Consider the following 25,885-nt stretch of genomic DNA (forward strand, 5'->3'; position numbering starts at 1 on the left):
TATCTGGAAAGTTCAGTCATCATACGGCATTAATAGAATATGAAATTGCGTTTTGCTCCTTCCCCTACTGGGTATCTCCATGTTGGTAACGCTAGACAGGCTGTTGCTAACTTCCTCTATGCGCGCCGTAATGGTGGCAAATTCCTATTACGGATCGACGATACAGACGTTGCTCGTAGTAAGCCTGAATATGAAGAAGGGATCCGTAAGGACCTGACATGGCTTGGGCTGACTTGGGACGAAGAGGCGCGTCAAACTGAGCGTCTTGATCGGTATGCAGAGGTTATTGAAAAGCTTAAAGCTTCTGGCCGTCTTTATCCGTGCTTTGAAAGTGAAGAGGAGCTAAAGGCGAAACGCGAAATGCGTATTCGTGCCGGTAAACCTCCGATCTATGATCGCGCCATGCTAAAGCTCACGCCAGAACAAAGGGAGCGAGCAGAAGCCAACGGAAAAGTACCATATTGGCGTTTTAAGCTCACCGATGGCAGCCGTAAGTGGCAAGATTTGGTGATGGGTGATTGCTCGGTAAAGCTGACGGCAATATCTGATCCGGTTCTTGTTCGGGCTGATGGAACCATTCTTTACACGCTTGCTTCTGTTATTGATGATTTAGATATGGATATTACCCACATCGTCCGTGGGGAAGATCACGTTACCAATACAGGCGTGCAAATCGATATTGCAGATGCTTTAGGCGCAAAAGCGAATCATTTCACATTTGCTCATTTGCCACTGCTTCTTGATTCAGATGGTGGAAAGCTGTCCAAGCGGTTGGATTCTTTAGGCTTGCGTTCCTTGCGTCATGACGGTGTAGAGCCGATGACGATTATTTCTTACTTGTCCCGTGTTGGAACATCAGAAGATCCATACGTGATGACAATGGATGAGGCTATTGCAGGGTATAATCTTGCTAACGTTTCAAAGTCAGCTGCACGTTTTGATATGACGCAGCTTTTGGCCTTGAATAGAAAGGCGTTGCATAGTCTGACATTTGATCAGGTTAAGGATCAGTTGCCTAAAGAGGCAACAGAAGATTTTTGGAATGCTGTACGTGGCAATGTTGATTTGGCGGCCGAGATTCCTCATTGGTGGGAAGTAACGCACGGTGAAATCGTACCGCCTTCTCAGCCAGAAGATCGTGAGTTTTTACAGTTGGCGCTCAACACTCTTCCAGAAGAGCCTTGGGATGAAGGAACATGGAAAAAGTGGACGACGGCTTTAAAAGAGCAATCAGGCCGTAAAGGGAAAGCTCTCTTCATGCCATTGCGGTTGGCTTTAACGGGTGAGGATAATGGCCCTGAACTGCATGTTCTGCTGGGATTGATGGGGCATGAGCGTACAACCTCTCGTTTGAGAGATGCGATACTGGCATAAGACGATTGTCATAGCGAAGAAAGGGCGCCCATTCAATTGGGCGCCCTTTTTTATGAAAGAGGTTTAACGCTCCAAGACGCTTCCCAGCTTTCGTGTGGGTTAAGGTGAAGGAGTTCAGGCTTTTTAGAGAAATCACCTGAAAAGCCTTCTGGTGTGGCGTATCCATACCATGGTTCAATGCAAAGAAACTCAGCGCCAGGCTTGGTCCAGATCCCAAGGTCTTGAAATCCCTCCCAACGAATACGAAGGCCTAAGCCATCTGGGTTTGTGAAATCAATAGAATGGCTTTTTGTATTGAGCATAATAATGGCATCGGCCTCAAAAAGCTGATCATTCAATTTGAGAATACGGCCGGCGATAGGGGAATGAAAATCATCTGGGAGTAAGCCTTTTGGGCTTATCCGATGGATAGGATCAGGCTCATTCTTTTCAAAGATAAGTTGGTAATTCTCTTTTGTATCCCCCGGATATTGCGGCCATTTAAAAGCGGGGTGAGCACCTAAAGATGTGTGTAATATTTTATGATCAGATGGGTTAGTGAGAACGTAACCGACATGCAGGGCATCCTCTTTAATTTGGTAAATCAGTGTCAAACGAAACTGGGAAGGAAAAAGCTCGTGGGTTTGAGGAGTATCTTTGAGTTCTAGAATACATCCTGTTGGACTGCGTTCTACCCATGTAAAGGTCATGTCACGTGCAAAGCCGTGTTGTGTTAAATGAACAGGAAGATCATCAAGAGTGCTATTGTCAGGGGCTTTTCCTACAATGGGAAAAAGTACGGGAGAATGTCGGGGCCATTCTGGGCCAGCCTCCCACAAGATATTCCGCCCATCCGGTGCAAGAAGAGCAGTAAGTTCTGCACCATGGGAAGATACAGTTGCAGTTAATCCATTATGACTAAAAGTATGCGTTGTATCAGACATCGTTTGAAAAGCTTTCTTAAGTGATATGAAAGTGTATAAAATGCACGACGAAACTTTCATTTATCTTATGTTGAATAATATCTGTGGATTTAAATCTACGTTTTAAATGGTTTATCTCGTAGACGTGACGAGCAAAGACTGTTCGTGATGACATTCGTCAGAGCCGTCCACAAGATGTGTGTCGTTAAGAACGGCTCTGAAAATGGGGACATTGCCCCATTGGGTACCAATGGTGGGGGACTACCTTTGGGCTTTGCGTGCGCGAACCAATTCACTGATGACGCCGTGTAGGGTGCGAAGCTCTTGTTCTGTTACTTCGCCTCGTGTGAAGAAATGTCTGAGATTGCGAATCATACCAGGGCGTTTTTGCTCATTCCGCAGAAAACCAGTGTCATCAAGTTCACGTAAAAGATGAGACATGAAGTTTTCGAGTTCACCTTTAGTTGCAACATGTGTTTCATTCGTCATGAAGTCACGTGGTGCAGTTATGTCCTCTGTTAAATACCATTCATACGCCATAACCAAGACAGCTTGTGCCAGATTAAGTGACATAAAATTAGGGTTAAGCGGATAACGCACGAGTGTATCGGCGCGTGCCATATCTTCATTATCAAGGCCCGCACGTTCAGGGCCAAAGAGGATTCCTGTTCGGATTTTATGGTGAGAGGCAATCCGTAACTCCGCAGCAGCACCACGGGCTGTCATGACGGGCTTAATCACATGACGAGGGCGGGGGCATGTTGCAAAAACACGCTGTAAGTCTGCTACGGCATCATCAACCGTCTCGTAAACCGTTGCGGCTTCAAGAATACGATCGGCTCCAGAAGAAGCATGCCAAGCGCGCTCTTGGGGCCAACCATCACGAGGGGCTACAAGTCGGAGGTGGAATAACCCCCCATTAGCCATGGCCCGTGCTGTTGTGCCAATATTTTCGGCCAGTTGAGGACGAACAAGGATAACTACAGGTTCGAACTCACTGATAGGAGTTAAATCCGCTCCGCCATCACGTCCTGTCATGGGTTATGCTTTCCGCCATGTTGTGCCATTGGGGCCATCTTCTAGAAGAATTCCCTGAGCGGTGAGGTTATTTCTGATTTCATCAGCGCGAGCAAAGTTTTTGGCTTTGCGAGCAGCAAGACGTTCTTCAATCAGAGCATTAATGGAAGACGCATCAACCCCGGCTTGAAACCACTCAGCGGGAGAGACTTGAAAGAGGCCAAGTTGTTGTCCCGCACTCAAAAGCGCAGAAGCTGCTTTTTGATCTCCTTGCATCGCTTCATCAGCTAGAGCATGGAGGGCAGAAATTGCTAATGGGGTATTAAGATCATCACATAATGCGGCAAGCACATTGGATGGAATATCTGCGCCGGGTTGGGCGTTGCCTTGCTCAAGGGCTCGATAGAAGCGGTCCAGTATCCGGCGTGCTTCTTCCAGTTTCTCCCAAGAGAAATCTAAAGGAGAGCGATAATGTGCGCTTAAGTATAAAAAGCGTAAGGGCTCAGCGGGGGAGCGATCTAAAATTTCTCGAATAGTAAAGAAATTGCCCAAAGATTTGGACATTTTTTCACCATTAGAGAGAAGCATTCCGTTATGAACCCAGTAACGGGCAAATGTGCTTTGGGGGTAGCAGCACAGCGATTGAGCGCGTTCATTCTCATGATGAGGGAACAAAAGATCATCCCCACCACCATGGATATCAAAACTTTCTCCCAAATAACGATGGGACATGGCTGAGCATTCAATATGCCATCCGGGTCGTCCTCTGCCATAGGGGCTATCCCAACCGGGTTGGTCTGGGGTGGAGGGCTTCCAAAGGACAAAATCACCGGGGTCACGTTTATAAGGAGCAACCTCAACACGTGCTCCTGCAATCATGTCATCTAATGAACGGCCTGAGAGAGTGCCATAGTCTGGTAAGGTTCGAACAGAGAAAAGAACATGCCCTTGTGCTTCATAGGCATGACCATTTTCGAGCAGGCGCTTAATCATTTCGAGCATTTCTGCAATATGATGTGTCGCGCGGGGTTCAATGTCGGGTGGTAGAATGTTAAGGGCTTGCAGATCTTCGTGAAAGTCAGCTGTTGTACGTGCTGTTAGAACTGAAATATCTTCGCCATTTTCTTTGGCTCTGGCTGATATTTTATCATCAACATCTGTTATGTTGCGAGCATATGTAACCTTTGGAAAAAGAATCCTTAAAAGGCGTACCAGAATGTCCGCACAGATCATTGCGCGTAAGTTACCAATATGAGCGCGGTCATACACGGTAGGGCCGCAGAAATACACGCGGATATTGTTTGGATCGAGAGGTGTAAACGCCCGTTTATTGCGTGTGTGTGTGTCGTGCAGACGAAGCACGTGAGAAGCAGCATCAACCATAAGGAATATGAATGCGACACTCATCGATTTGGTGCAACGTCTTTGTTGCACTTGTTTGAATCTTCTTTATTGAGGTAGGGGAAGATCATGCATAAAAAAACGACGAACCCTACTTCGATTAGTGGTCATATAACGGCTTTGATGCGTATTGCTTTGCCGTTAGCATTCTCACAATTATCAGAAATGTCGATGGGGGTAACAGACACCATACTTCTGGGCAGCTTAGGAGTAACGGAAGTTGCGATAGGTGGCTTGGCTGGAACTTTTTTCTTTACCACGATGGTGACCTGTCAGGCTCTTTTAGGAGGCGGAGGTGTCCTTTTGTCTCATGGCCGTGGGGCAGAAGATTATGGGCACAAAGCTTATGCCGGGAAAGATGTTGTAACGGCAATTATATTTTTGGGGCTGCTGATATTTGTCCCATGCGCATTGTTACTCTGGTTTGTTGAGCCTTTGTTTACATGGCTTGGAGAGCCACATGATGTTGTGGTGCAGGGAAGCCAGTTCATACATATTTTGTTGATCTCATTACTTCCCTATATGACCGTTATTGGTGCCGTAAGGGTTATATTGCCTGCTTTAGGAGCAGAGGCTCTTCTTTTATGGATGATGCCTGCCATGGCCATTTGTAATGGCTTAGCGAATGCAACCTTAATCTATGGTTGGTTCGGTATTCCAGCGTTTGGTTTGTTTGGATCTGCAACAGCAACCACATTAACGGCTTGGATATTAAGTATTGCCATGCTGGCTCTCTGTAAAAGAGAACCACGGATTCGTTCCGTGATGCATGTGGGCGCCCTTGATTGGTCTATCGTAAAAGAGCTTTTACAGCTTGGCGTTCCAATGATGTTTGGAGCTGCCGCTGAAATTTTGATGTTCCAGATTACAAGCTTACGTGCAGGAGAGTTGGGAACCCATAGTTCCGCGGCCCATCAAGTGGTCATAAATATCGGTGCTCTTATGTTTATGGTCTCATTAGCGATTGGGCAGGCGACTAACGTGCGTGTGGCTTACTGGCGCGGGGCAGGAAAGCTAAATCAATCTCGTCGAGCGACGATATGGGGTACGATCATTGTTCTGATTTGGGGGGCTTGTGCCTCTTCGTTGTTGCTGATTTGGCCAGATAAAATTTTGTCTTTATATTTTTCACATCACCCGGCAGATCCTGAAACGGCACAGTTGGTTGTATTATTATTGAAAATCGCTGGAATTTATCAAATTGGAGATGGATTGCAGACGGTTTTTAATGGGGCATTACGCGGTTATGGAGACACAATCTGGCCTATGATCCTTGCCGTGTTGAGCTACGGATTGGTTGGGCTTGCTTTAGGGGGCTGGCTTGCCTTCCAGCAACATTGGGGCGTGGAAGGTTTGTGGGTTGGGATGGCGCTCGCACTTGGAGTAACCAGCCTAGGTTTTGGTGCCCGTTTATTGATTATCATGAGATCATATAAACGCACCCAAATTGCCTGATTGGAGAGCCCTTCTTTTGGTTAGGAAGGGCTGAGTTTAAGGCCGGTTCTACTATTCGTGTTCTGTTGGAACGCGAATGGTTTGGCCGTGATAGATGTCCTCTTTGGATTTGATGAGAGGAGCATTAGCATTTAACAAGTCATCACCCGTGATGTCTCCAGGCAGTTTTTCTGCGACTTCGTCGAGTGTGTTGCTGGTTTTGATTTCAATGAAATGCGGTTCAGGTGTACCAGCCGGAACTTGGATCTCAGCTTCAACCGCTGCAACTCCAGCAACATTTCCTGCAGTGAGGATCATCTGATCCCGGTCTTTAGCTGTCTCAGCTTTTCCTCGAAGATAAATCGTACGGTCATCAATTACTAAATGAGACATATGCATTTGGGATAAACCAAATTTTTTGAATGCACGTTTAATAAAGCCTTCACCTTGAGGGGGAGGTGGAGGGGCATCAAGAGATTGAATAAGCCCTTCCAAGGAACCTTCAGGAATATGTCCAGCTTTTGGGTTAAAACGGTAAGTTTTCATAAAATAAACTCAAGTCATTAAAAAGAGCCTCTCCTTCAAAAGGGGAGGTTAGCTTGCAAGTTCGTGATTCTGTCGTCACGAGGAGTGCAAGGTAGCGTAAAATATCTTCGCCAGATATGAGATTTATGCGTAGCGGATGCGATAAAATTGCAAAGACATATCTAAAAATCTTGACAGAAGAAAAGACGTCCTGTAGGCGCGACACTACAGCCGGAAACGAGGACATTTTCGGTCGATGCTTGTTGAGGTGGGGATGCTGCTCCCTACTGAGCTTTCGGCTTTGAAAGTGCGCCCGCTTTTTTCAATGAGGGAAGAAGCATACCGGTGCAACAAAACAGCTCACTATGCAGTATGAGAGTGGGTTTGATGTATGAACAGGGATTAACCCATGTCAAAGCGTCTTGAGAGTAAGTATAAAATTAACCGCCGCCTTGGTGTAAACCTATGGGGCCGCGCAAAGTCACCTGTAAACCGTCGTGAATATGGTCCAGGTCAACATGGTCAACGCCGTAAGCAGAAGCCATCTGACTATTCAATTCAGTTGATGGCAAAGCAGAAGCTGAAGGGTTACTATGGTAACATCAGCGAAAAGCAATTCCGTAAATATTACGATGAAGCTGTTCGTCGTAAAGGTGATACATCTGAGAACCTGATCGGTCTACTAGAGCGTCGTTTGGATGCGGTTGTATATCGTTTGAAATTTGCAGTAACACCTTTTGCTGCACGTCAGTTTATCAGCCATGGTCACGTTACAGTAAACGGTAAGAAAGTGAACATTCCTTCTTACTTGGTAAAAGAAGGTGACGTTATCGAAGTACGTGATAAATCCAAGCAATTGGCAATCGTACTTGATGCAGTTCAGAACGCTGAGCGTGATACACCTGAATATGTTGAAGTCGATCACCGTCAAATGAAGGGCAAATTTGTCCGCACACCAACTCTATCTGACGTTCCTTACCCTGTTCAGATGGAACCAAATCTGGTGGTCGAGTTCTACTCCCGCTAAGTTTAAAGACTATTTATGGTCTGAAGAAAGAAACCGGGCTGAGTATTCAGTCCGGTTTTTTCGTATTGGCTTTTGTCGAATAAGTAGAGGCAATGAGATGAATTATTGCTTTTACGCTTGAGCACTCTCTTGACGTTAATGGCGCTATTCTCCACATTGCAGCCATTAACAGAATGATGTTCATTAGGGTGTCCTTTGCTCCTGTTAAAGATGGAGCGGCTTAAGAAATAGGGCCAATGATGGTTCTGTTCTGGATTATGATACAGTTTTACCGGAGTCCCCATGTCTGAGGCGTTGAGCGCTGAAATTAATCGCGAGATTTCTCGCCGACGTACTTTTGCTATTATTTCCCATCCGGATGCCGGTAAAACGACTTTAACAGAACGTATCCTTAGAGCAGGCGGTGCCATTCAGTTGGCTGGAAATGTGCGTGCAAAAGGAGAGCGCCGCCGCACAAAGTCTGACTGGATGGGTATTGAGCGCGATCGTGGGATTTCTGTCGTTACCTCAGTCATGACATTTGAATATGGCGGGTGTGTCTTTAATTTGCTTGATACGCCGGGCCATGAAGACTTCTCTGAAGATACATACCGTACGCTGACAGCGGTGGATTGCGCTGTCATGGTGATTGACGCAGCGAAAGGGATTGAAGCCCGGACACTGAAACTGTTTGAAATTTGCCGTCTGCGTGACATTCCTATCATCACTTTTATCAATAAGATGGATCGTGAGGCACAGGATTGTTTTGCTTTATTGGATGAAATCTCCAGCACGCTGGCATTAGAAACATCACCTGCAACATGGCCTGTAGGGCGAGCTGCTACCTTTGCTGGCACTTATGATATTCGTACACGCCAAATTCATACAAAAGAGCCTCTGCCAGAGAATGACCCGCGTTTGGAGCAGGTACGTGAAGACTTGGAGCTAGCAGAGGCGGCGTTACCAGAGTTTGATCGGGAGGCTTTTGACGCTGGGTATTTGACGCCTGTCTTTTTTGGCTCGGCGATGAAGGAAATTGGCGTTACAGATTTGCTGGACGCACTTGTAGCTTATGGGCCTGTCCCTCGTGCTCAACCGACAGAGGGGCGAGAGGTAAAAGCTGATGAAGAGCAGGTAACAGCCTTAATTTTTAAAATCCAAGCGAATATGGACCCGAACCACCGGGACCGAATGGCTTTTGCGCGTGTCTGCTCAGGGCGGCTAACACGTGGGATGAGGTTGAAGCATGTCCGAACGGGTAAGCAGTTTGCCTTGCATACTCCGCAGTTCTTTTTTGCACGTGATCGCCAATTAGCAGAAGAAGCATTTGGCGGGGATGTTGTTGGAATCCCTAATCATGGCACTTTACGCATTGGGGACACGTTAAGTGAAAGCGAAGAACTCCGTTTTACAGGTGTTCCACATTTTGCGCCGGAAATTTTAAGACGTGTTCGCTTAGATGATGCGATGAAGGCTAAAAAGCTTCGGCAGGCGCTTGTTGAGTTGGCTGAAGAAGGGGTCGTTCAGCTTTTCAAGCCGCAGGATGGTTTACCCCCGATTGTTGGGGTGGTGGGAACACTTCAGTTAGATGTTTTGCAATCGCGTCTTAAAGCTGAATATAGTGTTTCTATTGGGTTTGAGAGCACTCCCTTTACCTTAGCACGCTGGATTTCTGGAGAACGAGCCAAGATTGATGCATTTTGTGCAACAAATCGTTCCTCTATGGCGGATGATTTGGATGGTGATCCTGTCTTCTTGGCAAGTTCATCCTTTATGATGCGACGGACTATAGAAATGAATCAAGATTTGACATTTCATGATATTAAGCAGATCGGCTTAACCTCTGGAACGTAGTGTAGCGGTTAGCTCTCCTGTTTTAGAGCGCTTTAAAGCAGGGGGCTAAGAGGTTAAGAAACGCGTCAAAAGTGTGAAGGTGTTTCGCCTGTTTAATAAGTGTATGGCCTGTTAAAACGGCTTGCTTTCGAGCCACTAGTTCTGCTTTGGGGGTAGGGCACAACGTATAGTCCGCCACTTGAGCAAAACCAATGGTGCGCCGGATGAGTTCTAATCCAAAAAATCCGGCCATATCTTGCAAAATACTATGTAAAAATTCATCCCATAGTTTTTGTCGGTCTATAGAGGGTAGAGATAAGGACCATGCATCTCCTCTACTGCTCTGCTTTAAAAGTTCTCTTAAGTGGGATGCGAAGCTATGCCAGAAAGCAGATATTTCAGCCTGAATGAAATGTGCTTTATGCGGAACAGCCAAAGCATGGATGAAAAGATTGGCGAGATAGAGACCACAATCAAAGCCAATAGGCCCCATGAGCGCGAATTCTCCGTCGATAACGCGCACATCTGAGTGATGAAGCATGATGGACCCTGTATGAAGGTCCCCGTGTAGCAGGCTTTGTTTCTGTGTTAAAAATCGGTGCTGAAGCTTGTTAACAGAAACATGAATGGCTGGATCATTTTGTAAAAAGTGAATGTCGGCTTCTAATTCAGGCAAAGGCTTTGGATTACGATCACACGGACGATAAGGATCTGTTAGGATAAGATCGACAGTGATGCGTGTAAGAGCGGTGTTACCAGAAAATTCGGTTAAGAGTTGTGAACCTTTTTCAAAGGGTTGGCTTATCCAGCTTGTCCCATGCACGCTTTGAGCAACATAGCGCCCAATGATCGAAGAAAATCCTTCCGGTGCACGATCGCCTATGAGTGCACTGCGTAGAACTTCGTGTGGTGTCAGGTTTTCCATAACCAGAAGAAACATATCTGAGTCATAATAGAATAATTGGGGTGTTAAACCTTGAACGTAGGGGGCAATCGTTTGCATGTAACGCGCTTCGTAAAGGGCACGCTCTAAAGGCATTGGCCATTCTGGGGCAACGCGAACATGCGGCAGAGATTGCTTACAACAAAGCTTTCCTGTTAGCCCGTCAACAAGAAAAACCAGATTGAGATTACCATTACTGACTTCACGGATACGCCACGTCGGAGGTGTACCGCCCAGAATTTGGGAAAGAGCATTGTGTTGACTTAACCAATGACGAAGAAGGTCAGGTGTTAAAGGAATATAAGACATCAGCTTCTCTCCAGCATCGCTTTAAGAGTAGGAACTATGTTCTGAGACGGAGGAGAATGTGGAAGAATGAGTTCTAACGCATCATACTCTGCATTTCCTTTGTCATGACTTCTTTGACGAAGCTCATCAAAGGAAAGTGACACCCCAAGGGAGAGGCCAATGTCCACAATATGTGAAGAAGGATGCTCACAGGCCAGAAGAGGTATACCAATTTTACATTCTGCAGGCTCGAGCCCCAGTTCTTCCTGGCATTCAGCTATTAATTGGTTTGCAAGATTGATAGTGCTTTCCCTTTCGCGGCTTTCAACGTTCCCTGCCGGTACGCCTTGCCAATAATGGGGAAGGTAGATTGCGTTGGGAGATCGTCGGCCAATCACCACTCCTTCTTTGACCCGCATTAACCCAACCACAGCAAGGGGCCGGAGGGGATGGTGGCCGTAAATATCTGGCTGTTTCATTTGCGCTAAAACGCGCCGATATTCGGACCAATGTCCATAAATATGGGACGGTTCGATAATGTCCGCACAGAAGACACGACCGTTATAAAGTGTTGGATGTTTTGTGAGGGCTGAGGCCCATATGCTTTCAATTCTTTTTTCTTGTGTTGTTGAAAGAGAGGGAAGCGGTTGATTAGCTGAGACAGATAGGCTGCTGGAGAGAGGTGTAATAGGCCAATCATGAGAAGAGGATAGAGACATATGACCACACTCTCTTTGCGTTTTTAAAAGATGTTCTGATGGACTATGGGCTGTAATACAAAAAAATGAAACATCTCATGGAATATGAAGAGTGATCGAAACAGGACAATGATCAGATAAGCCCTGTGCTGAGGCGCTTTCTTTGTAGGTCATGACTCGCAGGCTATTTGGTACAAGCCATGATGATGCAGCATTTCCGAGTAAAATATGATCAATAAAATATTCTCCGCCCCAACACGGACTAGCTTTTCCTGCCGTTGTGAGAAGGAGGGGGGCAATCGTTTGCAGATGAATCATGATCGGGTCATACAGAGTTAAACGTCGGTTAAAGTCACCTAAAACAACAAAAGCACTTCCTTCATCCTGACGTTCAGCAACCCAATCCTCCAAGATATGGAATTGTTGGTATAATTGAGGGCAGGAATGATGCTTTTGTTGTAAGGGTTGTTCCCAACATCCTGTTTTGAGATGAACGACCAGTAAACGCAGGGTGCTTTTTCCATCTGATATGGAAACATCTAAGCCTGAGCGTAAATGATGTTTTGCTGTGGGGGAGGATACATCCAAACTTTTTACGTCATCGTTCTGCGTAACGATGAGATTATGTTTTACAGCAATTCCTGTCCTTTGAACGACCTCATCATGTGTGAAAACAAGTTGATAGTCCTTAGGATTAAAGACTTTCTTGGCAGCTTCTGGCCCATCCACTTCTTGTAGAGCAATAATATCAGCGTTTAAGTGCTGGGTATAATGGTTTAAATGCTCAAAGTCGTTTGGTGAACGGTGAGGGATATCACTCGGCAAATCGGCATCATCAGGGTTACGTAAAGAAAGCCAATCAAGATTCCAAGTTGATAGTTTTATATCATGAGCAAAAGCAGAGGAACTCTCGCAATAGGTAAGACCTATTACGAGAGGAAAAAGCATAATAAGTTGAAGAAGATTATTCTTTAGAAGCAGAGCCGAGTGTTTCAAGTGCTTGACTGACAGGGATAGCTTTGCGTGTATTTTCGTCAAGCACAAACATTTCACCATTCGGGATATCGTAATACCATCCTTGAAGAGTGATTGCATTTTGTGCTTGTGCACGAACCACAGCTGGATGTGTTTTTAAATGAGCAAGTTGCAGAAGAACGTTATGTTCTGTGAGCTGTTTAATATCCGCAGGACCAGCATCTTCCGCACGAAGTTCACCCATAGCGGCACGAGCAGCTTCTGCGTTACGTAGCCAACTACGGACGGTTGGAAGAGCATCAAGTTTGGATGAATTCAGATCAAGCAGAGCATTCATAGCTCCACAATTTGAGTGGCCACAAACGATGATATTTTTTACTTTAAGAACAGCAACGGCATATTCGATGGCAGAAGATACACCGCCTAACATTTCTCCGTAGGCTGGGATGATATTACCCACGTTACGAACAATGAATAATTCACCAGGCTCAGTTTGTGTGATTAAGCTGGGGCTGATGCGACTATCAGCGCAAGTAATGAAGAGAGTTGATGGAGCTTGACTATGTGCAAGATCTTTAAAAAGCTTTTCACTTTCTGGATAAACATCTGTTTCAAATGTACGAACACCACTGAGCAGTTTTGCTAAAGTATCGCGACCACAAGCCATCTCGTTATTTCTCCTAAAAGTGAAGGTAAAGGACGTTAGAATGTCTTTTTAGGACACGTAAAGTCCTAAAAAGACAAATTATGATTTGTAACGTTTCTTTCGACGGAGCTTATAAGTGATTAAGAAGACTTTAGTTTCTGTTTTAGGAGAGCAAACACCTCATCTGCTTTTGCAGAAGGGCCGCCTGCCTGAGCAAGTTCAGGGCGCCCACCGCCGCCTTTTCCGCCCATAACTTCAGCTGCAGCCCGCACAAGATCAACAGCATTTACTTTTTCAGTCAGATCTTTGGTGACGGCGATAACGATACTGCCGCGTCCGTCAGATTCTGAAATCAAAGCCGCTACCCCAGATCCCATTTGATGCGTGATGCTTTCGGCCAGATTGCGTAAGTCTTTAGGGTTTATATCGCCTAGGTTGCGGCCAGAAAAAGGAATGCCATTGATATTTTCAATGGTATTTGCACCAGAACTAGTGACGAGTTTATGCTGAAGTTCAGAAATTTGGTTATTAAGTGCTTTACGCTCTTCCAGCAGACTTGAGATACGGTCGACCGCTTGGGAAACTGGAACTTTTAAAAGGTCCGTAATTTCTTTTAGATGGTTTTCTGTGTCTAAAGCTAATTTTTCTGCTGCTAAGCCAGAAACAGCTTCAATACGGCGCACCCCTGCAGAAACGCCACCTTCCGAAATAATGCGGAAGAAACCAATTTCCCCTAAACGGTCAACATGTGTTCCACCACAAAGCTCAATGGAATAGGCTGAGCGGTCTTCCTCGCCTTTTCCCATGGAAACAACACGAACTTCATCGCCATATTTTTCACCAAATAAAGCCATAGCACCTTCTGCAATAGCCTGATCTTGGGTCATGATACGGGTATTTACTTGTGAGTTTTCACGAATACGCTGATTTACTTCTGCTTCAACAGCGGAAAGCTCTTCCTGAGTGAGGGGGCGAGGCTGGCTAATATCAAAACGCAAACGATCAGGGGCGTTTAAGCTTCCTTTTTGCGTGACATGGCTTCCAATATGACGGCGTAACGCTTCATGGAGCAAGTGCGTTGCAGAGTGATGGCCACGAACGGCCTTGCGGCGCTCATGATCAATCTCAGCATGAACGGCCATCCCCGGCTTTAATGTGCCTTCGACAACTTTTCCATAATGAACGACGAGGTCTCCATTACGCTTTTGGGTGTCGGTAATTTCAACGCGTAGACCGGGTGCCATTAGTGTCCCGTGATCGCCGACCTGCCCACCACTTTCTCCATAGAAAGGCGTTTGGTTGAGAAGGATTGCAATCGTGTCATCATTGGCTGGTGCTTCTGCGAGTTCATCATTTCCACGAAAAATACCTTGCACTTCAGCATCCGATTTTTCAGACACATATCCAAGGAATTCTGTGGCGCCATGTTTGTCACGAGCATCGAACCATACAGTTTCTGCAACACTATCACCTGAGCCGACCCAAGCTGCGCGCGCACGTTGGCGTTGTTCAGCCATAGCGTGTTCAAAGCCAGCTTCGTCAACAGTGTGACCTTTTTCCCGAAGGGCATCTTGGGTTAAATCGAGAGGGAAGCCAAACGTGTCATACAGTTTGAATGCGACTTCCCCGGGAAGAGCTTCTTTTTCACCTAAACGGGAAAGTTCATTCGAGAGAAGGCCAAGGCCACGTTCTAGAAGTGCCGTGAAACGCTCTTCTTCTCCCTTCATTGTTTCAGTAATAAGTGCTTGATGCTGGACCAGCTCAGGGTAAGCAGATCCCATTTGACGGATTAAGGCAGGGAGCAAACGATAGAAAACAGGTTCTTTTGCACCCATAATATGAAGATGACGCATTGCCCGACGCATGATGCGACGCAAGACGTAACCACGGCCATCTTTGGAGGGGAGAACCCCATCGGCAATGAGAAATGCTGTTGAACGAAGGTGATCCGCAACGACACGGTGGCTGGATTTAAAAGCCCCATCCGGGTCTTGGTTCATGATATCAGCGGAGGCCTCAATAAGAGCCCGCATTGTATCTGTATCGTAGTTATCACGCTTGCCTTGCATGATGGCTGCAAAGCGCTCTAAGCCCATGCCTGTATCAATGGAAGGGCGGGGAAGAGGGTTTCTGACACCAGCCGGCTCCTCAAGGAACTGCATGAAGACCAGATTCCAGATCTCTACAAAACGATCGCCATCTTCGTCTGGGCTTCCTGGAGGGCCGCCGAAAACACTTTCACCATGATCAAAGAAAATTTCTGAACTGGGCCCGCAAGGCCCTGTATCTCCCATGCGCCAGAAATTATCTGAAGTGCCAATACGAATAATACGGCTGTCATCTAGGCCAGCAATTTTTTTCCAAAGATCAGCGGCTTCATCATCTTCTGCGTAAACTGTGGCTAATAGTTTTTCTTGAGGAAGCTGGAAACCTTTTGTGAGAAGGTTCCATGCAAATTCAATAGCTTCAGCTTTAAAATAATCACCAAAACTAAAATTGCCGAGCATTTCGAAAAAAGTATGGTGACGGGCTGTATAACCCACGTTATCCAGATCGTTATGCTTTCCGCCTGCACGAACTACTTTTTGAGCAGAAGTTGCGCGTGAATAGGGGCGGCTTTCCTGACCCGTAAAGATATTTTTAAACGGCACCATGCCAGCATTGGTAAATAACAGAGTTGGGTCGTTCTGTGGCACAAGAGAGGCAGAAGGAACGATGCGGTGCCCGTGAGCTTCGAAATGTTCGAGGAAAGCTGAGCGGATGTCATTGGTGCTGGTCATGGATAAAGGTTCAAGTTCCAAAAATGTAAGGAGATCTCGTTGCGTTCTTCTAGACGATTATTTGTTTTTGGGAAACCAGCGTCTAACTTTCATTATGAGAAGCAAGTTTCTGAGTCCCCGGGTAAGTAGAAATATGAGGCTCAGGGTTCGGTGAGGTTAACCCTGATGCAGGAAATTCTACTGCCATTTGTAATAGGTCAGAAGGGGTTTCAGGAGTTTTCGCACGGAATACGAGCTTACGAGAAAGGCTAAAGTTTGCAAACATTCCACACGCAGCACCAATTGCTAGAGCGATTCCGGGGTAATTTCTCGTTATAGGCAATAAAGCGTAGAGGATAAAAACGGCTCCACGATTGAGAAAGAAACCGCATGAGTTGGCGAGAAGAAAGCGTGCCCATTGTAAGATGAGATGCTGGTTATCTGAGGACGTGGTGCGAAATGTCCAAAACCTGTTTAAGATCCAATTGAACGTAGCCGCAACAAAATAAGCAGCAATAGTTGCAGCAATAAGCCCTATAGTTGATCGAAGGCTTTCAACGGTTCCCCAATCAATAAAAAATCCGATCCCCCCAACAAGACCAAAGCGCAAGAACTGGTCCACGATTTGAGGGCGAGAGCGAGGATAGAATATACGGGAGCGTCGCAACGATAGATCTCCATAAGTGAAGAAGTATAGTTTAGCCGATAACGGTCCATTGATGAAAGGCTTTAATACGAAAAAGGCGTCCAAAAGGACGCCTTTTCCAGAACCTATAGCCGTTAAGCTATAGAAATCATTCTAAATTACTTCAGGATGATTTCAACGCGACGGTTTTGTGGTTCACGTGTATTTGGTCCAGTTGCAACCAATGGTTTCGCTTCACCGTAACCATGGATGTCAATAGCAGCAGCTGGAACGCCATCACGGATCAACTCAGCCTTAACGCTTTGAGCGCGGCGGATTGAAAGACCCATGTTATAACGTTGACCACGTGCACCTGGGTGTGCAGCAGAGTTATCGGTGTAACCGTCAACTTCGATGCGTGTTGTTTGAACGTGCGTAGAAGCTTGAGCTGTTTGAGCAACGATCTCACGTGCACGACCTGTTAGGTTTGCTCTGTCCCAGTCAAAGAAGACAAGGTATGTACGAGCAACTGTTGGCGCAGGTGTTGCCATAACAGGTGTTGGTGGTGGTGGTGGTGGTGCTGTATCAAACGCATAACGCAGACCAAGAATGAACTGGTGCGAGAAGCGGTGATCAAAGTTCACGTTACCTTTGTGAACACCTGTACGGTTCCAAGCTGTGGATTGATATGGACCATCAGCAAAGGTTTGACCAACGAAGCGATATTCAGTTGTTACAGCAAGACCAGGAACGTGTGGGATATCATAAGCTGCACCCACGATACCTTGGTAAGCAAAGCTACCTTGTGTACCACCAACGCGGTTTACGTTACCGTTGCTGTAGCTTGTGGTGATTGGGTTATAATGCTGCCATAGGTAACCAGCACCAACACCAACGAAAGGTGTTACAGGAGCATTGATACCAAAGCGAGCTAGGTCAATGTCATAAAGAACGTTGACGAAACCACCATAAGCTTGGTCAGAACCGCTTGTGCGACCTGTTACAGCTGTACCACGACGGTGGTTGATTTCTGAATAGTTGTAAACACCTTCAACTTCAGCACGAAGACCGTTGCCGAAACCCCAACCAGCAGCACCGAAGCCAGTGAAGCCGTTTTTGTGGCGGTAACGAGACTTGGTCTGGCTGTTGCTCTCTGAACCATCAGCTTGTGTGGTTGGAGAGAAACGTCCGTGCTGTGTCTGGACCAAGTTATAACCACCGCCAATGTTGACGTATGGGCCTGTAATCGTGCCAGCTACAGCAAGTGATGGAGCTGTCGCCATCGCTGTCATAGCAAGTAGTGCGGTGCGGAGACGCATATTTTCGTCCTCAATAGTGAGCTAACGTTTGAGAATGAGTAAGAAATTCACTCATATCCCAGCGCGATGCATAACATGCATACAGATGCATAAGCACAATATAGATCGACTAGTTCCAGCCGAAAAGAGATATTAGGCGTTTGTTGGATTGAGTGCGTGTGTGAGTGGCAAAAAAGCCACATATTGTTTTGACTTCGATACTAACTTTCCGTTTAAGTAGCGTCGAAGTCAAGTGACATAAGATGTCTATTAAGGAAGGCATCCTTCATTTAGTAAGAGTTTTTCTACACTTTCGATGGACACGTCTCGACTGGTAAAGGCTTTGCCGATTCCTTGTAAAAGGATGAATGTAATTTTCCCATTATGAATTTTTTTGTCTTTTTGCATGTGTGCAATTAGAGTCTTTGCTGAAAAAGGCTCTTTGAACCAATCGAAACTGGTCGGCATTTTAAGTTCTCTTAAGTGAGAATCGAGACGTGCTAGGTCCGAAGCTGGCGCATAACCCAGTTGAACAGAGAGTGCCATTGCAAGGTGTAGCCCGATTGAAACGCCTTCTCCGTGTAAAATACGCCCATCATATCCCAGTTCAGCTTCCAGAGCATGTCCAAAGGTATGGCCTAAGTTGAGAAGAGCGCGACCGTTTTGAGATGCTTGTTCGCGTTCGTCGGTGGCGACAACCCCTGCTTTATAGGCACAGGCACGTCGGACACCTTCGGCAAGCGTAGACGGGTCACCGTTGAGCATTGCTTGGCCGTTTTTCTCACACCATTCGAAAAGCTCCATAGAGGAGATTACGCCAGCCTTTAAAATCTCGGCGTATCCGGCAACAAGTTGGCGGCGGGGAAGGGTGCTAAGAATAGAGTTATCTGCCAAAACGAGAACAGGCTGATGGAAGGCACCGATGAGGTTTTTGCCAGAAGGCGAGTTGATGCCGGTTTTGCCCCCGACAGAACTATCGACTTGAGCTAAAAGAGTTGTGGGGATTTGAATAAAAGGAATCCCACGTAAAGCCGTAGCAGCGATAAAACCAGATAAATCGCCAGTGACGCCACCACCAAACGCAAGGATAGTTGTGTTGCGTTCAATCCCGAGGGCTAACAGGCGAGAAATAGTGTCGCTATAGCATGCAAGAGATTTGCTTTCTTCTCCATCAGGAACTTTCAAAATGTCGTATCGGATTCCTGTTTCTTCCAGCGATTTTTGGAGTTTGGAAAGGTGTAGGGCAGCTACCGTTTCGTTGGTGATAATGACAACGTGTTTGTGACGAACCCGAGGCGCAATAAAGCTGCCAGCACGCGTGATCAGATCTGGACCAATGAGAACATCATAAGTGTGTTGAGAAAGAGTAACATTGACTTTCAGCGGTGCCTGATAGTCTGCAATTGCATTATGAACGTGTTTTACGCCTTGATCCACGGTTTCTTCTCCACAATCAATAATGATGTCGGCTTCTGCATAAATGGGGTATCGAATAGCAACCAGACGCGTCATGGTCTCGTGTAGGTCACCTTGCGCAAGAAGTGGGCGCCCATGACGGCCACTGACACGTTTTATTAATACGTCGATTGGAACGCGGAGCCAGATCGATAAAGCGTATTTCCGAACAAGATCACGTGTTTGAGGGTCCATCCATGCCCCACCTCCCGTCGCGAGGATACAAGGCGGCCCTTTAATCAGACGTTGGATGACACGCCTTTCGCCTTTTCGAAAGAAAGATTCGCCGTGCTTGGTAAAGATCTCGGGAATCGTACAACCGGCAGCCCGTTCGATTTCTGCATCAGCATCGACGAAGGGAAGATTAAGAACATGCGCTAAGCGTCGGCCAATCGTTGTTTTTCCTGCTCCCATCATTCCAATAAGAACGATGGTTTTGGAAATATGGAGTGGATTTACTCCATCGATAGGAGAAAGAGTGTGCTGCAGAGGTGACATAATTCTTTTACTATCATAGGAAGAACAAAACGTCCTGCCTGTACTTTAGAGATCGTTTCATCATGGTAAAATCTGAACGCTTGTCTTCTCGCACACCAAAAATTATCGGAGGCGCATTATTGCTTGCGATTCTGGCCGGGGGAGGAGTCTTCCTTAAGCTTGGATGGAATCCAACTCCTCCTGAGCAAGTGCAAGTTCATAAAGAGCTGTCATCAGCTTTATTTTCTTCACAGAACTCCGCTGCACCAGCGCCTTTGCCGGTTATGCCTCCTGTTCCTGCTGCACCATCTCTAGCAGCTCCATTAAAAACCTCGACTGCGGCTACATCTACAGCCGCTGCTGTGCCAGGACCATCGACCCCATTACCAACAATGCCCGCTCCTAAAACGGCTCCAGCACAAGGTCCTGTAGCGGGGCATTAATTATAGCGGGGCATTAATTAAAGGCGTGGGTTAAGCAGAATGAGTGGCGCTCCTTCTCTTGCCATTGAAACATTTTTAGAAATGTTAATGGCGGAGCGTGGAGCTGCTCTGAAAACAAGAGAAGCTTATGCTTCAGATTTGATGGATTTTGCACGATTTTGTCAGCCGGTTTCTTTAGAACAGGCGACAGAAAGGCATGTTCAGGATTATCTGACCTCTTTGTCTCGTGAGGGTATGGCGGCGCGCACAGCTGCACGACGGCTGTCGTGTTTGAAACAATTTTACAAATTTCTGATGCTCGAATCGATTCGAAAGGATGATCCGACAGAAAAGCAGATAGCGCCTAAGGTTTCTGCGTCTTTGCCGCGCCCGTTAAGTGAAAAAGAGATTCGCTTATTGTTGGAGCAAGGGACCAAGGGGCATGAAAACGAACGGCGGGATATTGTTTCAAAAGCCGCTTTAGAGTTGTTGTATACAACTGGGTTACGAATTTCTGAACTTTTGTCGCTGCCTGCATCGTGTGTGAAAACGAAGTCTCCCATGTTGCTTGTGCGGGGAAAGGGAGGGCGAGAACGTCTTGTGCCTCTATCGGCATCAGCAAAAGAGGCCGCGCAGGAGCTGGTGCATTTTGATCGGGATTTGGGAAGTGTTTATCTTTTTCCGGGACGTGACCCAGATAAACATCTGACACGGCAAGGCTTTGATAAAATTCTTTTAGCGTGTGCTTTAAAAGCAGGTGTGGACCCACAGCGTGTTAGTCCGCATGTGTTGAGGCACTCTTTTGCCAGTCATCTTTTGTCACGAGGGGCTGATTTAAGGGCTTTGCAAGTTTTACTTGGCCATGCAGATATCGTGACAACTCAGATATATACACAGGTTATGGCAGAGCGCTTGCGCCAACTTGTGACAGAGTATCATCCCCTCGCAAAGAGCGTCCCTTCAGCAAATTAAGAAGTAAGGACTATTTCTAAAACTTTGGACATGTTATTTGGTGTCTTATGCGCCAATTTTTAGATTTTGAAAAATCGATCGCTGAATTAGAGACCAAGATCGATGAACTTCGCCAGGTTGGAAGTCAGGAAAATAGTTCCGGCTCCAATGGTATCAATATTGATGATGAAATTGCACGTTTGTCTGACAAGACAGATAAGTTGCTTCGAACGACATATTCAAAGTTAACACCGCTTCAGAAGGTTTTGGTCGCTCGTCATGCGCAGAGGCCAAAAGCACTTGATTATGTCCGACTATTAACGACTGATTACACCCCGCTTGCCGGCGATAGAGCTTTTGGCGATGATGAAGCCATGGTTGGAGGGTTAGCGCGTTTTCAGGGAAGACCTGTTGTTATTGTTGGCACAGAACGCGGTCATGATACGGAAACACGTTTAAAACATAACTTTGGTATGGCCCGGCCAGAAGGCTATCGTAAGGCGCAACGTTTGGTTGAGATGGCTGGTCGTTTTGGCTTACCTATTTTAAGCTTTATTGATACAGCCGGTGCTTGGCCTGGGATTGATGCTGAAGCTCGTGGGCAGGCACAGGCCATTGCACGTTCTATTGATGTTTGCCTTAAAGCTCCTGTCCCGCTCATCGCAACTATTATTGGCGAAGGTGGTTCTGGTGGCGCTATTGCGATTGGTGCGGGTGACCGGGTGTTAATGTTAGAGCACTCAATTTATTCTGTTATTTCACCGGAAGCAGCAGCATCTATTTTGTGGCGTGACCCCAAAATGGCTTCGACATCTGCTGAAGCTTTGAAGTTGACAGCTCAGGATTTGTTGGGTTTTGAGTTGATTGATCGGATTATCCCCGAACCTATTGGTGGAGCTCAGCGTGCGCCGGAGCAAGCGGTTGAAGCCGTTGGGAAAGCCATTGCGGAAGAGCTTGCGGTTTTGACTGAATTGACAGGGCCTGCGCTTTTACAAAAACGGCGTGATAAATACTTAAATATGACACGTGGGCCGATATAAAAATTTCGAGTCCGATACCAGATAAGAAGCCGTCCTTTCAGAGGACGGCTTTTTTTATGGTTATACAGGATCACCACTTATTGGTTTTTGTCCGTAAGCGACGATAAGGTCATGTAAAGTGTGAGCTGCATCGTTTACGACCTGAGCATCATAGCCTTTTGCGACAAGGGCGACACCTTTTACGCCATCGGGCAGCTGGTAAGGGTATGATCCAATATCAATGGAAGGGAATTGGTGTTGAAGAGCTTCAAGATCATCAGCAAATTGTCCTTCTTTCAATCCGGGGGCATGCCAGCTTTTGGATGAAAGAGGAACTCCCGCTTCAAGTTGGGGCACAAGCCATGAAACCATATAGGCAAAAATGGACGGAACCCCTGCCATGACATGCACATTCTCAATAGAAAAGCCGGGTGCAATCGATACTTTATTTTCGATTGGGGTTGCCCCTTGAGGAAGGTAGGCCATTTTTTGGCAGGCTTTGTTAAACCGCTCCTTACCCAGATGTTCTTCTAATGCCTTAGAGCTAGGCTCATCGAGAATTAAAGGAACTCCCATCGCCTTTGCGATACATTGAGTTGTAATATCGTCATGGGTGGGGCCAATTCCGCCACTGGTAAAGACAATGTCAAAGCTCGCCTTACATTCTCTTACCGTGCGGATAATATGATCTTCAATATCTGGAATAACACGGACTTCGAGCAAACGAATTCCACGTTCGTTTAATGCTTTGGCAAGAACTTGAGTATTGGCATCTTTCGTTCGGCCGGAAAGAACTTCGTTCCCAATCACTAAGAAACAAGCATTTTTTTGGGACATAAATTACCTACATAGCGTTAGAATAACGTTACGTGTTATACCGCACCAACACGTAAGTTTTGTTTGGGATCGTTCACAAAGTTAATATTAGGACAAATGTAATGACGCTGAAATACCATAATCCTGAATGTGTTCTTGATGTGCGAGCAACATTGGGTGAGGGGCCGGTTTGGATTGGTTCTGAAAGTGCTCTTTACTTTGTGGATATTCTTGGAAAAAAAGTCCATCGCTTTGTTCCTGATACAGCAGAGCATAAGTCGTGGGATGCTCCTGCTCGAGTAGGTTTCATGCTGCCTGTTGAAGATGGAAAGTTTTTGGCTGGGCTTGCAGATGGATTGCATATCTTTGACCCGCACACAGGGGAATTTGCGCCTCATGCACAGATAGAGCCAGAACACCCAGGAAATCGCTTGAATGACGGTTGTGTTGATGGATTGGGTCGGCTGTGGTTTGGTACGATGGATGACGGAGAAGAAAACGAGACAGGTTCCATCTATCGGGTCATTCATAAGCGGGATGGTTTGGAAATTACAAAACACGATGAAGGTTACGTCGTGTCGAATGGTCCTGCGGTCTCTCCGAATGGGGATGTTTTATATGTCTGCGATAGTGGGGAGCAAAAGGTTTATGCTTTTGACTTAGATAAAGCTGGCAATCTCTCAAATGAGCGGCTTTTTGCACAATTCTCTGATGGCTATCCTGATGGTGTTGTAACGGATAGTGAGGGAAATGTTTGGTGTGGAACATGGGGCGGTGGACGCGTCTCACGTTTTCGTCCAGATGGAACGCCATTACCTTCTATCGAAATGCCAGCAACGAATGTTACAAAAATTGCGTTTGGGGGGGATGATTTAAAGACTGTTTTTGTAACAACGGCTCGTAAAGGTTTGGACGCAGAAACGTTAGCAAAAGAGCCTCAGGCGGGTTCAATTTTTGCTTTTAGAACAGATGTTGCCGGTAATCCGCAGCATGCGTTTCGTTTAGAAAAATAGTCTTTTCTTAGCCTAAAAGTTCCTGAAAAAGTGGGATCAATGGAAGATCAGGGTCTGGCATTGGATACTTTGCCAGATCTGCTGCATTGACCCACGCCAGATTTTGTCCTTCTTTAGGAAAAGGCGTCCCTTGCCAACGCCTCACTACAAATAAGGGCATAAGAAGGTGAAACTCCCCTACATTTTCGCTAATAAATGTAAATGGGGCGAGGCATGATGCGGTGAGGTCAATATTTAACTCTTCCTGCATTTCTCGAATAAGCGCTTGCTCTGGCGTTTCATGTATTTCCACTTTTCCGCCGGGAAATTCCCATAAGCCAGCCAGAGGTTTTCCTTCTGGGCGTTGAGCAAGTAATATTTTGTTTTCTAAATTAAGAAGCGCTGCCGCGACGACGAGTAATGTCTTTGGTTTACGAAGAGAGTGTGTAGTCGTTACTTCAGGAGAGGTGGAAACGGGCTTTGGTTTTTCCTCAGGGATAGGTAGTGGGGGCGTTGGATTAAGTTCCAGAAAACGGGCTCTATTTAATTCAAACAATGTAACTTCGCAGTTTTGACCTCGTGAGAGGAAGCGTCTGGTCGATTTTCCAACCTCTTGGAAATCAAGTTTTTTTAAAACGGCACATGAAGCAGGATTATCGATTGCCGCATCGGCTGTAATTTTTTCAAGCTTTAAAAAGCGAAAGCCCCACTCAATAATACGTTGTGCAGCAACTGTTGTCAGGCCTTGCCCCCACAACGCAGGAGAGATCCAGTAGCCTAAAGAGGCTGTTTTCTTATCTTCGGAAAGAACAAGTCCAATCGCCCCAATGAGAATATTTTCTCGCGTAATAGCGAAATGATAGGCATGGCCTGCTTGGCTGTCCTCTTGAGTGGATCGGATCCATTTTTCAGCCAGATCCCTAGGGTATGGAAAGGGTAAGCTGCTTAACGTACGTACCACTTTCCAGTCATTCACTAACCGATGAACGTGAGGCGTATCTTCATGTGTCAGAGGACGAAGTACGAGGTTGGCAGCTTTTAGTTCTGGCGTCATATGGATTATGTGTGTTTCCCCTAATCAGAAACTTTATACGCCTTTTAAGAAAAAATTGTCACTGGAAAAGAGCGTGTCACGTGTGAGGAACGCCCAATTCAGCACTAAGGTCGTCAATGAATTGTGCTGCAACACGTCCAGAGCGGCTACCGCGCGCCATACTCCATTGGAGGGCTTTTCGACGGAGGTCTTCTGGTGAAATAGGAAGTTTTCGGTCTTGAGCGTAGGCTTCGACGATAGCGAGATATTCGGTTTGGCTAGCACCGTATAGGCCGATCCATAGTCCGAAACGATCTGAGAGTGAGACTTTTTCTTCAACTGCTTCAGAGGGATTTATCGCATTTGTATTTTCATTCTCTATCATTTCGCGCGGCATTAAGTGGCGTCGGTTTGAGGTAGCATAAATAAGAACATTGCTCGGACGCCCGCTTATGCCTCCATCTAGGACAGACTTGAGTGATTTATAATCTGAATCCTGACTTTCAAAAGAAAGGTCATCACAGAAGAGAATAAAACGGCGGTCGCTCTTTCTGAGGAGAGATAGAAGTTTAGGAAGAGAAGAAAGTTCATCCCGTTGAATTTCAATAAGAGCAATCAGAGGTGCATTTTTGGAGTGCTGTTCGTTATTCACGTAAGCAACGGTGGCTTTAACAAGGGAGGATTTTCCCATGCCTCTCGCCCCCCACAACATGGCATTATTTGCCGTGAATCCGTTTGCAAAATGTTGTGTGTTGGTCAGAAGCTGCTGTGATTGGCGTTCCACACCTTTGAGAAGCGATAGAGACACACCCGATACTTTATCTATTGGCTCCAAGGCACCTAATGAGGCTTGCCAAACGAAAGCATCATGATGGTTTAGGATATCAGGAGTTAAGGGAGGGGGGCTCATTCTTTCTAGGCTGTTGGCAATGCGTTCAAGAGTGTTGAGTAGGGCTGGATCTGACATGGGAATAACTTTGTCCGAGAAAGAAAAAA

23 protein-coding genes are annotated in these 25,885 nt (G+C 46.2%); 8 read left to right on the forward strand and 15 right to left on the reverse strand.

Annotation, left to right across the window (positions count from 1 at the left end):
* The first annotated feature begins 39 nt into the window (after positions 1-39).
* Positions 40-1,374, forward strand: coding sequence for a glutamate--tRNA ligase (gene gltX / locus E3D00_RS07880; protein ID WP_141461483.1), 1,335 nt, complete (start codon positions 40-42; stop codon positions 1,372-1,374).
* A 50-nt stretch (positions 1,375-1,424) separates the two neighbouring features.
* Here the strand turns inward: gltX and E3D00_RS07885 are convergent, their stop codons facing one another.
* From E3D00_RS07885 to cysS, 3 genes are all read right to left on the reverse strand, one after another.
* Positions 1,425-2,297 (reverse strand): aldose 1-epimerase family protein, encoded by an 873-nt coding sequence (locus E3D00_RS07885; RefSeq protein WP_141461485.1) that lies wholly within the window; start codon positions 2,295-2,297, stop codon positions 1,425-1,427.
* 240 nt (positions 2,298-2,537) lie between these two features.
* On the reverse strand, positions 2,538-3,314 hold the full coding sequence (locus E3D00_RS07890; RefSeq protein WP_141461487.1) for an RNA methyltransferase: 777 nt from the start codon (positions 3,312-3,314) through the stop codon (positions 2,538-2,540).
* Between the two features lie 3 nt (positions 3,315-3,317).
* Positions 3,318-4,676 (reverse strand): cysteine--tRNA ligase, encoded by a 1,359-nt coding sequence (cysS, locus tag E3D00_RS07895; protein WP_141462433.1) that lies wholly within the window; start codon positions 4,674-4,676, stop codon positions 3,318-3,320.
* A gap of 87 nt (positions 4,677-4,763) precedes the next feature.
* On the opposite strand from cysS, the gene E3D00_RS07900 reads away from it, so the two are divergent.
* A complete protein-coding gene (locus E3D00_RS07900; RefSeq protein WP_141461489.1) occupies positions 4,764-6,149 on the forward strand; it encodes an MATE family efflux transporter in 1,386 nt (461 codons plus the stop codon).
* A 51-nt stretch (positions 6,150-6,200) separates the two neighbouring features.
* Here the strand turns inward: E3D00_RS07900 and E3D00_RS07905 are convergent, their stop codons facing one another.
* Positions 6,201-6,674, reverse strand: coding sequence for a peptidoglycan-binding protein LysM (locus tag E3D00_RS07905; protein ID WP_141461491.1), 474 nt, complete (start codon positions 6,672-6,674; stop codon positions 6,201-6,203).
* Between the two features lie 388 nt (positions 6,675-7,062).
* On the opposite strand from E3D00_RS07905, the gene rpsD reads away from it, so the two are divergent.
* Both rpsD and E3D00_RS07915 read left to right on the forward strand, forming a co-directional pair.
* Positions 7,063-7,680: a 30S ribosomal protein S4 gene (gene rpsD / locus E3D00_RS07910; RefSeq protein ID WP_141461493.1), complete on the forward strand. Its 618-nt coding sequence runs from the start codon at positions 7,063-7,065 to the stop codon at positions 7,678-7,680.
* A 282-nt stretch (positions 7,681-7,962) separates the two neighbouring features.
* A complete protein-coding gene (locus E3D00_RS07915) occupies positions 7,963-9,513 on the forward strand; it encodes a peptide chain release factor 3 (RefSeq protein WP_141461495.1) in 1,551 nt (516 codons plus the stop codon).
* Positions 9,514-9,535: 22 nt separating this feature from the next.
* Here E3D00_RS07915 and mtnK read toward each other — a convergent pair whose 3' ends face one another.
* The 8 genes from mtnK to aroB all read right to left on the reverse strand — a co-directional run bounded on the left by mtnK (position 9,536) and on the right by aroB (position 19,677).
* On the reverse strand, positions 9,536-10,744 hold the full coding sequence (mtnK, locus tag E3D00_RS07920) for an S-methyl-5-thioribose kinase (protein ID WP_141461497.1): 1,209 nt from the start codon (positions 10,742-10,744) through the stop codon (positions 9,536-9,538).
* A complete protein-coding gene (locus E3D00_RS07925; RefSeq protein WP_141461499.1) occupies positions 10,744-11,442 on the reverse strand; it encodes a hypothetical protein in 699 nt (232 codons plus the stop codon). Before E3D00_RS07925 ends, mtnK begins: the two co-directional genes overlap by 1 nt.
* Positions 11,443-11,517: 75 nt before the next feature.
* Complete coding sequence (locus tag E3D00_RS07930; RefSeq protein WP_246091404.1) at positions 11,518-12,417, reverse strand: endonuclease/exonuclease/phosphatase family protein; 900 nt, start codon at positions 12,415-12,417, stop codon at positions 11,518-11,520.
* On the reverse strand, positions 12,386-13,063 hold the full coding sequence (locus E3D00_RS07935) for a carbonic anhydrase (RefSeq protein WP_141461503.1): 678 nt from the start codon (positions 13,061-13,063) through the stop codon (positions 12,386-12,388). The genes E3D00_RS07930 and E3D00_RS07935 overlap by 32 nt, the downstream gene beginning before the upstream one ends.
* A 119-nt stretch (positions 13,064-13,182) precedes the next feature.
* Positions 13,183-15,822 carry an alanine--tRNA ligase gene (gene alaS / locus E3D00_RS07940; RefSeq protein ID WP_141461505.1) on the reverse strand — a complete coding sequence of 880 codons (2,640 nt, stop codon included), beginning with the start codon at positions 15,820-15,822 and terminating at the stop codon, positions 13,183-13,185.
* An 82-nt stretch (positions 15,823-15,904) separates the two neighbouring features.
* Positions 15,905-16,468 (reverse strand): GtrA family protein, encoded by a 564-nt coding sequence (locus tag E3D00_RS07945; RefSeq protein ID WP_141461507.1) that lies wholly within the window; start codon positions 16,466-16,468, stop codon positions 15,905-15,907.
* A 137-nt stretch (positions 16,469-16,605) separates the two neighbouring features.
* Positions 16,606-17,745 carry an OmpA family protein gene (locus E3D00_RS07950; protein ID WP_141461509.1) on the reverse strand — a complete coding sequence of 380 codons (1,140 nt, stop codon included), beginning with the start codon at positions 17,743-17,745 and terminating at the stop codon, positions 16,606-16,608.
* 249 nt (positions 17,746-17,994) lie between these two features.
* Complete coding sequence (aroB, locus tag E3D00_RS07955; RefSeq protein ID WP_141461511.1) at positions 17,995-19,677, reverse strand: 3-dehydroquinate synthase; 1,683 nt, start codon at positions 19,675-19,677, stop codon at positions 17,995-17,997.
* A gap of 62 nt (positions 19,678-19,739) precedes the next feature.
* Here aroB and E3D00_RS07960 point away from each other — a divergent pair, with 62 nt between their 5' ends.
* From E3D00_RS07960 to E3D00_RS07970, 3 genes are read left to right on the forward strand one after another with little or no spacing between them, the layout of a single operon-like run.
* The gene (locus E3D00_RS07960; protein WP_141461512.1) at positions 19,740-20,099 is read left to right on the forward strand and encodes a hypothetical protein; all 360 of its coding nucleotides are present in this window, start codon (positions 19,740-19,742) and stop codon (positions 20,097-20,099) included.
* Between the two features lie 39 nt (positions 20,100-20,138).
* Entirely contained in the window at positions 20,139-21,050 is a 912-nt protein-coding gene (locus E3D00_RS07965) for a tyrosine recombinase (protein WP_141461514.1), read from the forward strand.
* Between the two features lie 47 nt (positions 21,051-21,097).
* Positions 21,098-22,069, forward strand: coding sequence for an acetyl-CoA carboxylase carboxyltransferase subunit alpha (locus E3D00_RS07970; RefSeq protein WP_141461516.1), 972 nt, complete (start codon positions 21,098-21,100; stop codon positions 22,067-22,069).
* 60 nt (positions 22,070-22,129) lie between these two features.
* Here the strand turns inward: E3D00_RS07970 and E3D00_RS07975 are convergent, their stop codons facing one another.
* Positions 22,130-22,885, reverse strand: coding sequence for a competence/damage-inducible protein A (locus E3D00_RS07975; RefSeq protein ID WP_141461518.1), 756 nt, complete (start codon positions 22,883-22,885; stop codon positions 22,130-22,132).
* Between the two features lie 101 nt (positions 22,886-22,986).
* Here E3D00_RS07975 and E3D00_RS07980 point away from each other — a divergent pair, with 101 nt between their 5' ends.
* Positions 22,987-23,877, forward strand: a complete 891-nt coding sequence (locus E3D00_RS07980) for an SMP-30/gluconolactonase/LRE family protein (protein ID WP_141461520.1) — start codon at positions 22,987-22,989, stop codon at positions 23,875-23,877.
* A 7-nt stretch (positions 23,878-23,884) separates the two neighbouring features.
* Here E3D00_RS07980 and E3D00_RS07985 read toward each other — a convergent pair whose 3' ends face one another.
* Together E3D00_RS07985 and E3D00_RS07990 are read right to left on the reverse strand one after the other, a co-directional pair.
* Positions 23,885-24,910, reverse strand: coding sequence for a bifunctional GNAT family N-acetyltransferase/(deoxy)nucleoside triphosphate pyrophosphohydrolase (locus tag E3D00_RS07985; protein ID WP_141461522.1), 1,026 nt, complete (start codon positions 24,908-24,910; stop codon positions 23,885-23,887).
* A 76-nt stretch (positions 24,911-24,986) separates the two neighbouring features.
* A complete protein-coding gene (locus E3D00_RS07990) occupies positions 24,987-25,856 on the reverse strand; it encodes an ATP-binding protein (RefSeq protein ID WP_141461524.1) in 870 nt (289 codons plus the stop codon).
* Positions 25,857-25,885: the final 29 nt, after the last annotated feature.

The sequence above is a fragment of the Swingsia samuiensis genome, assembly GCF_006542355.1.
In the GTDB taxonomy this organism is placed as follows: Bacteria; Pseudomonadota; Alphaproteobacteria; order Acetobacterales; family Acetobacteraceae; genus Gluconobacter; species Gluconobacter samuiensis.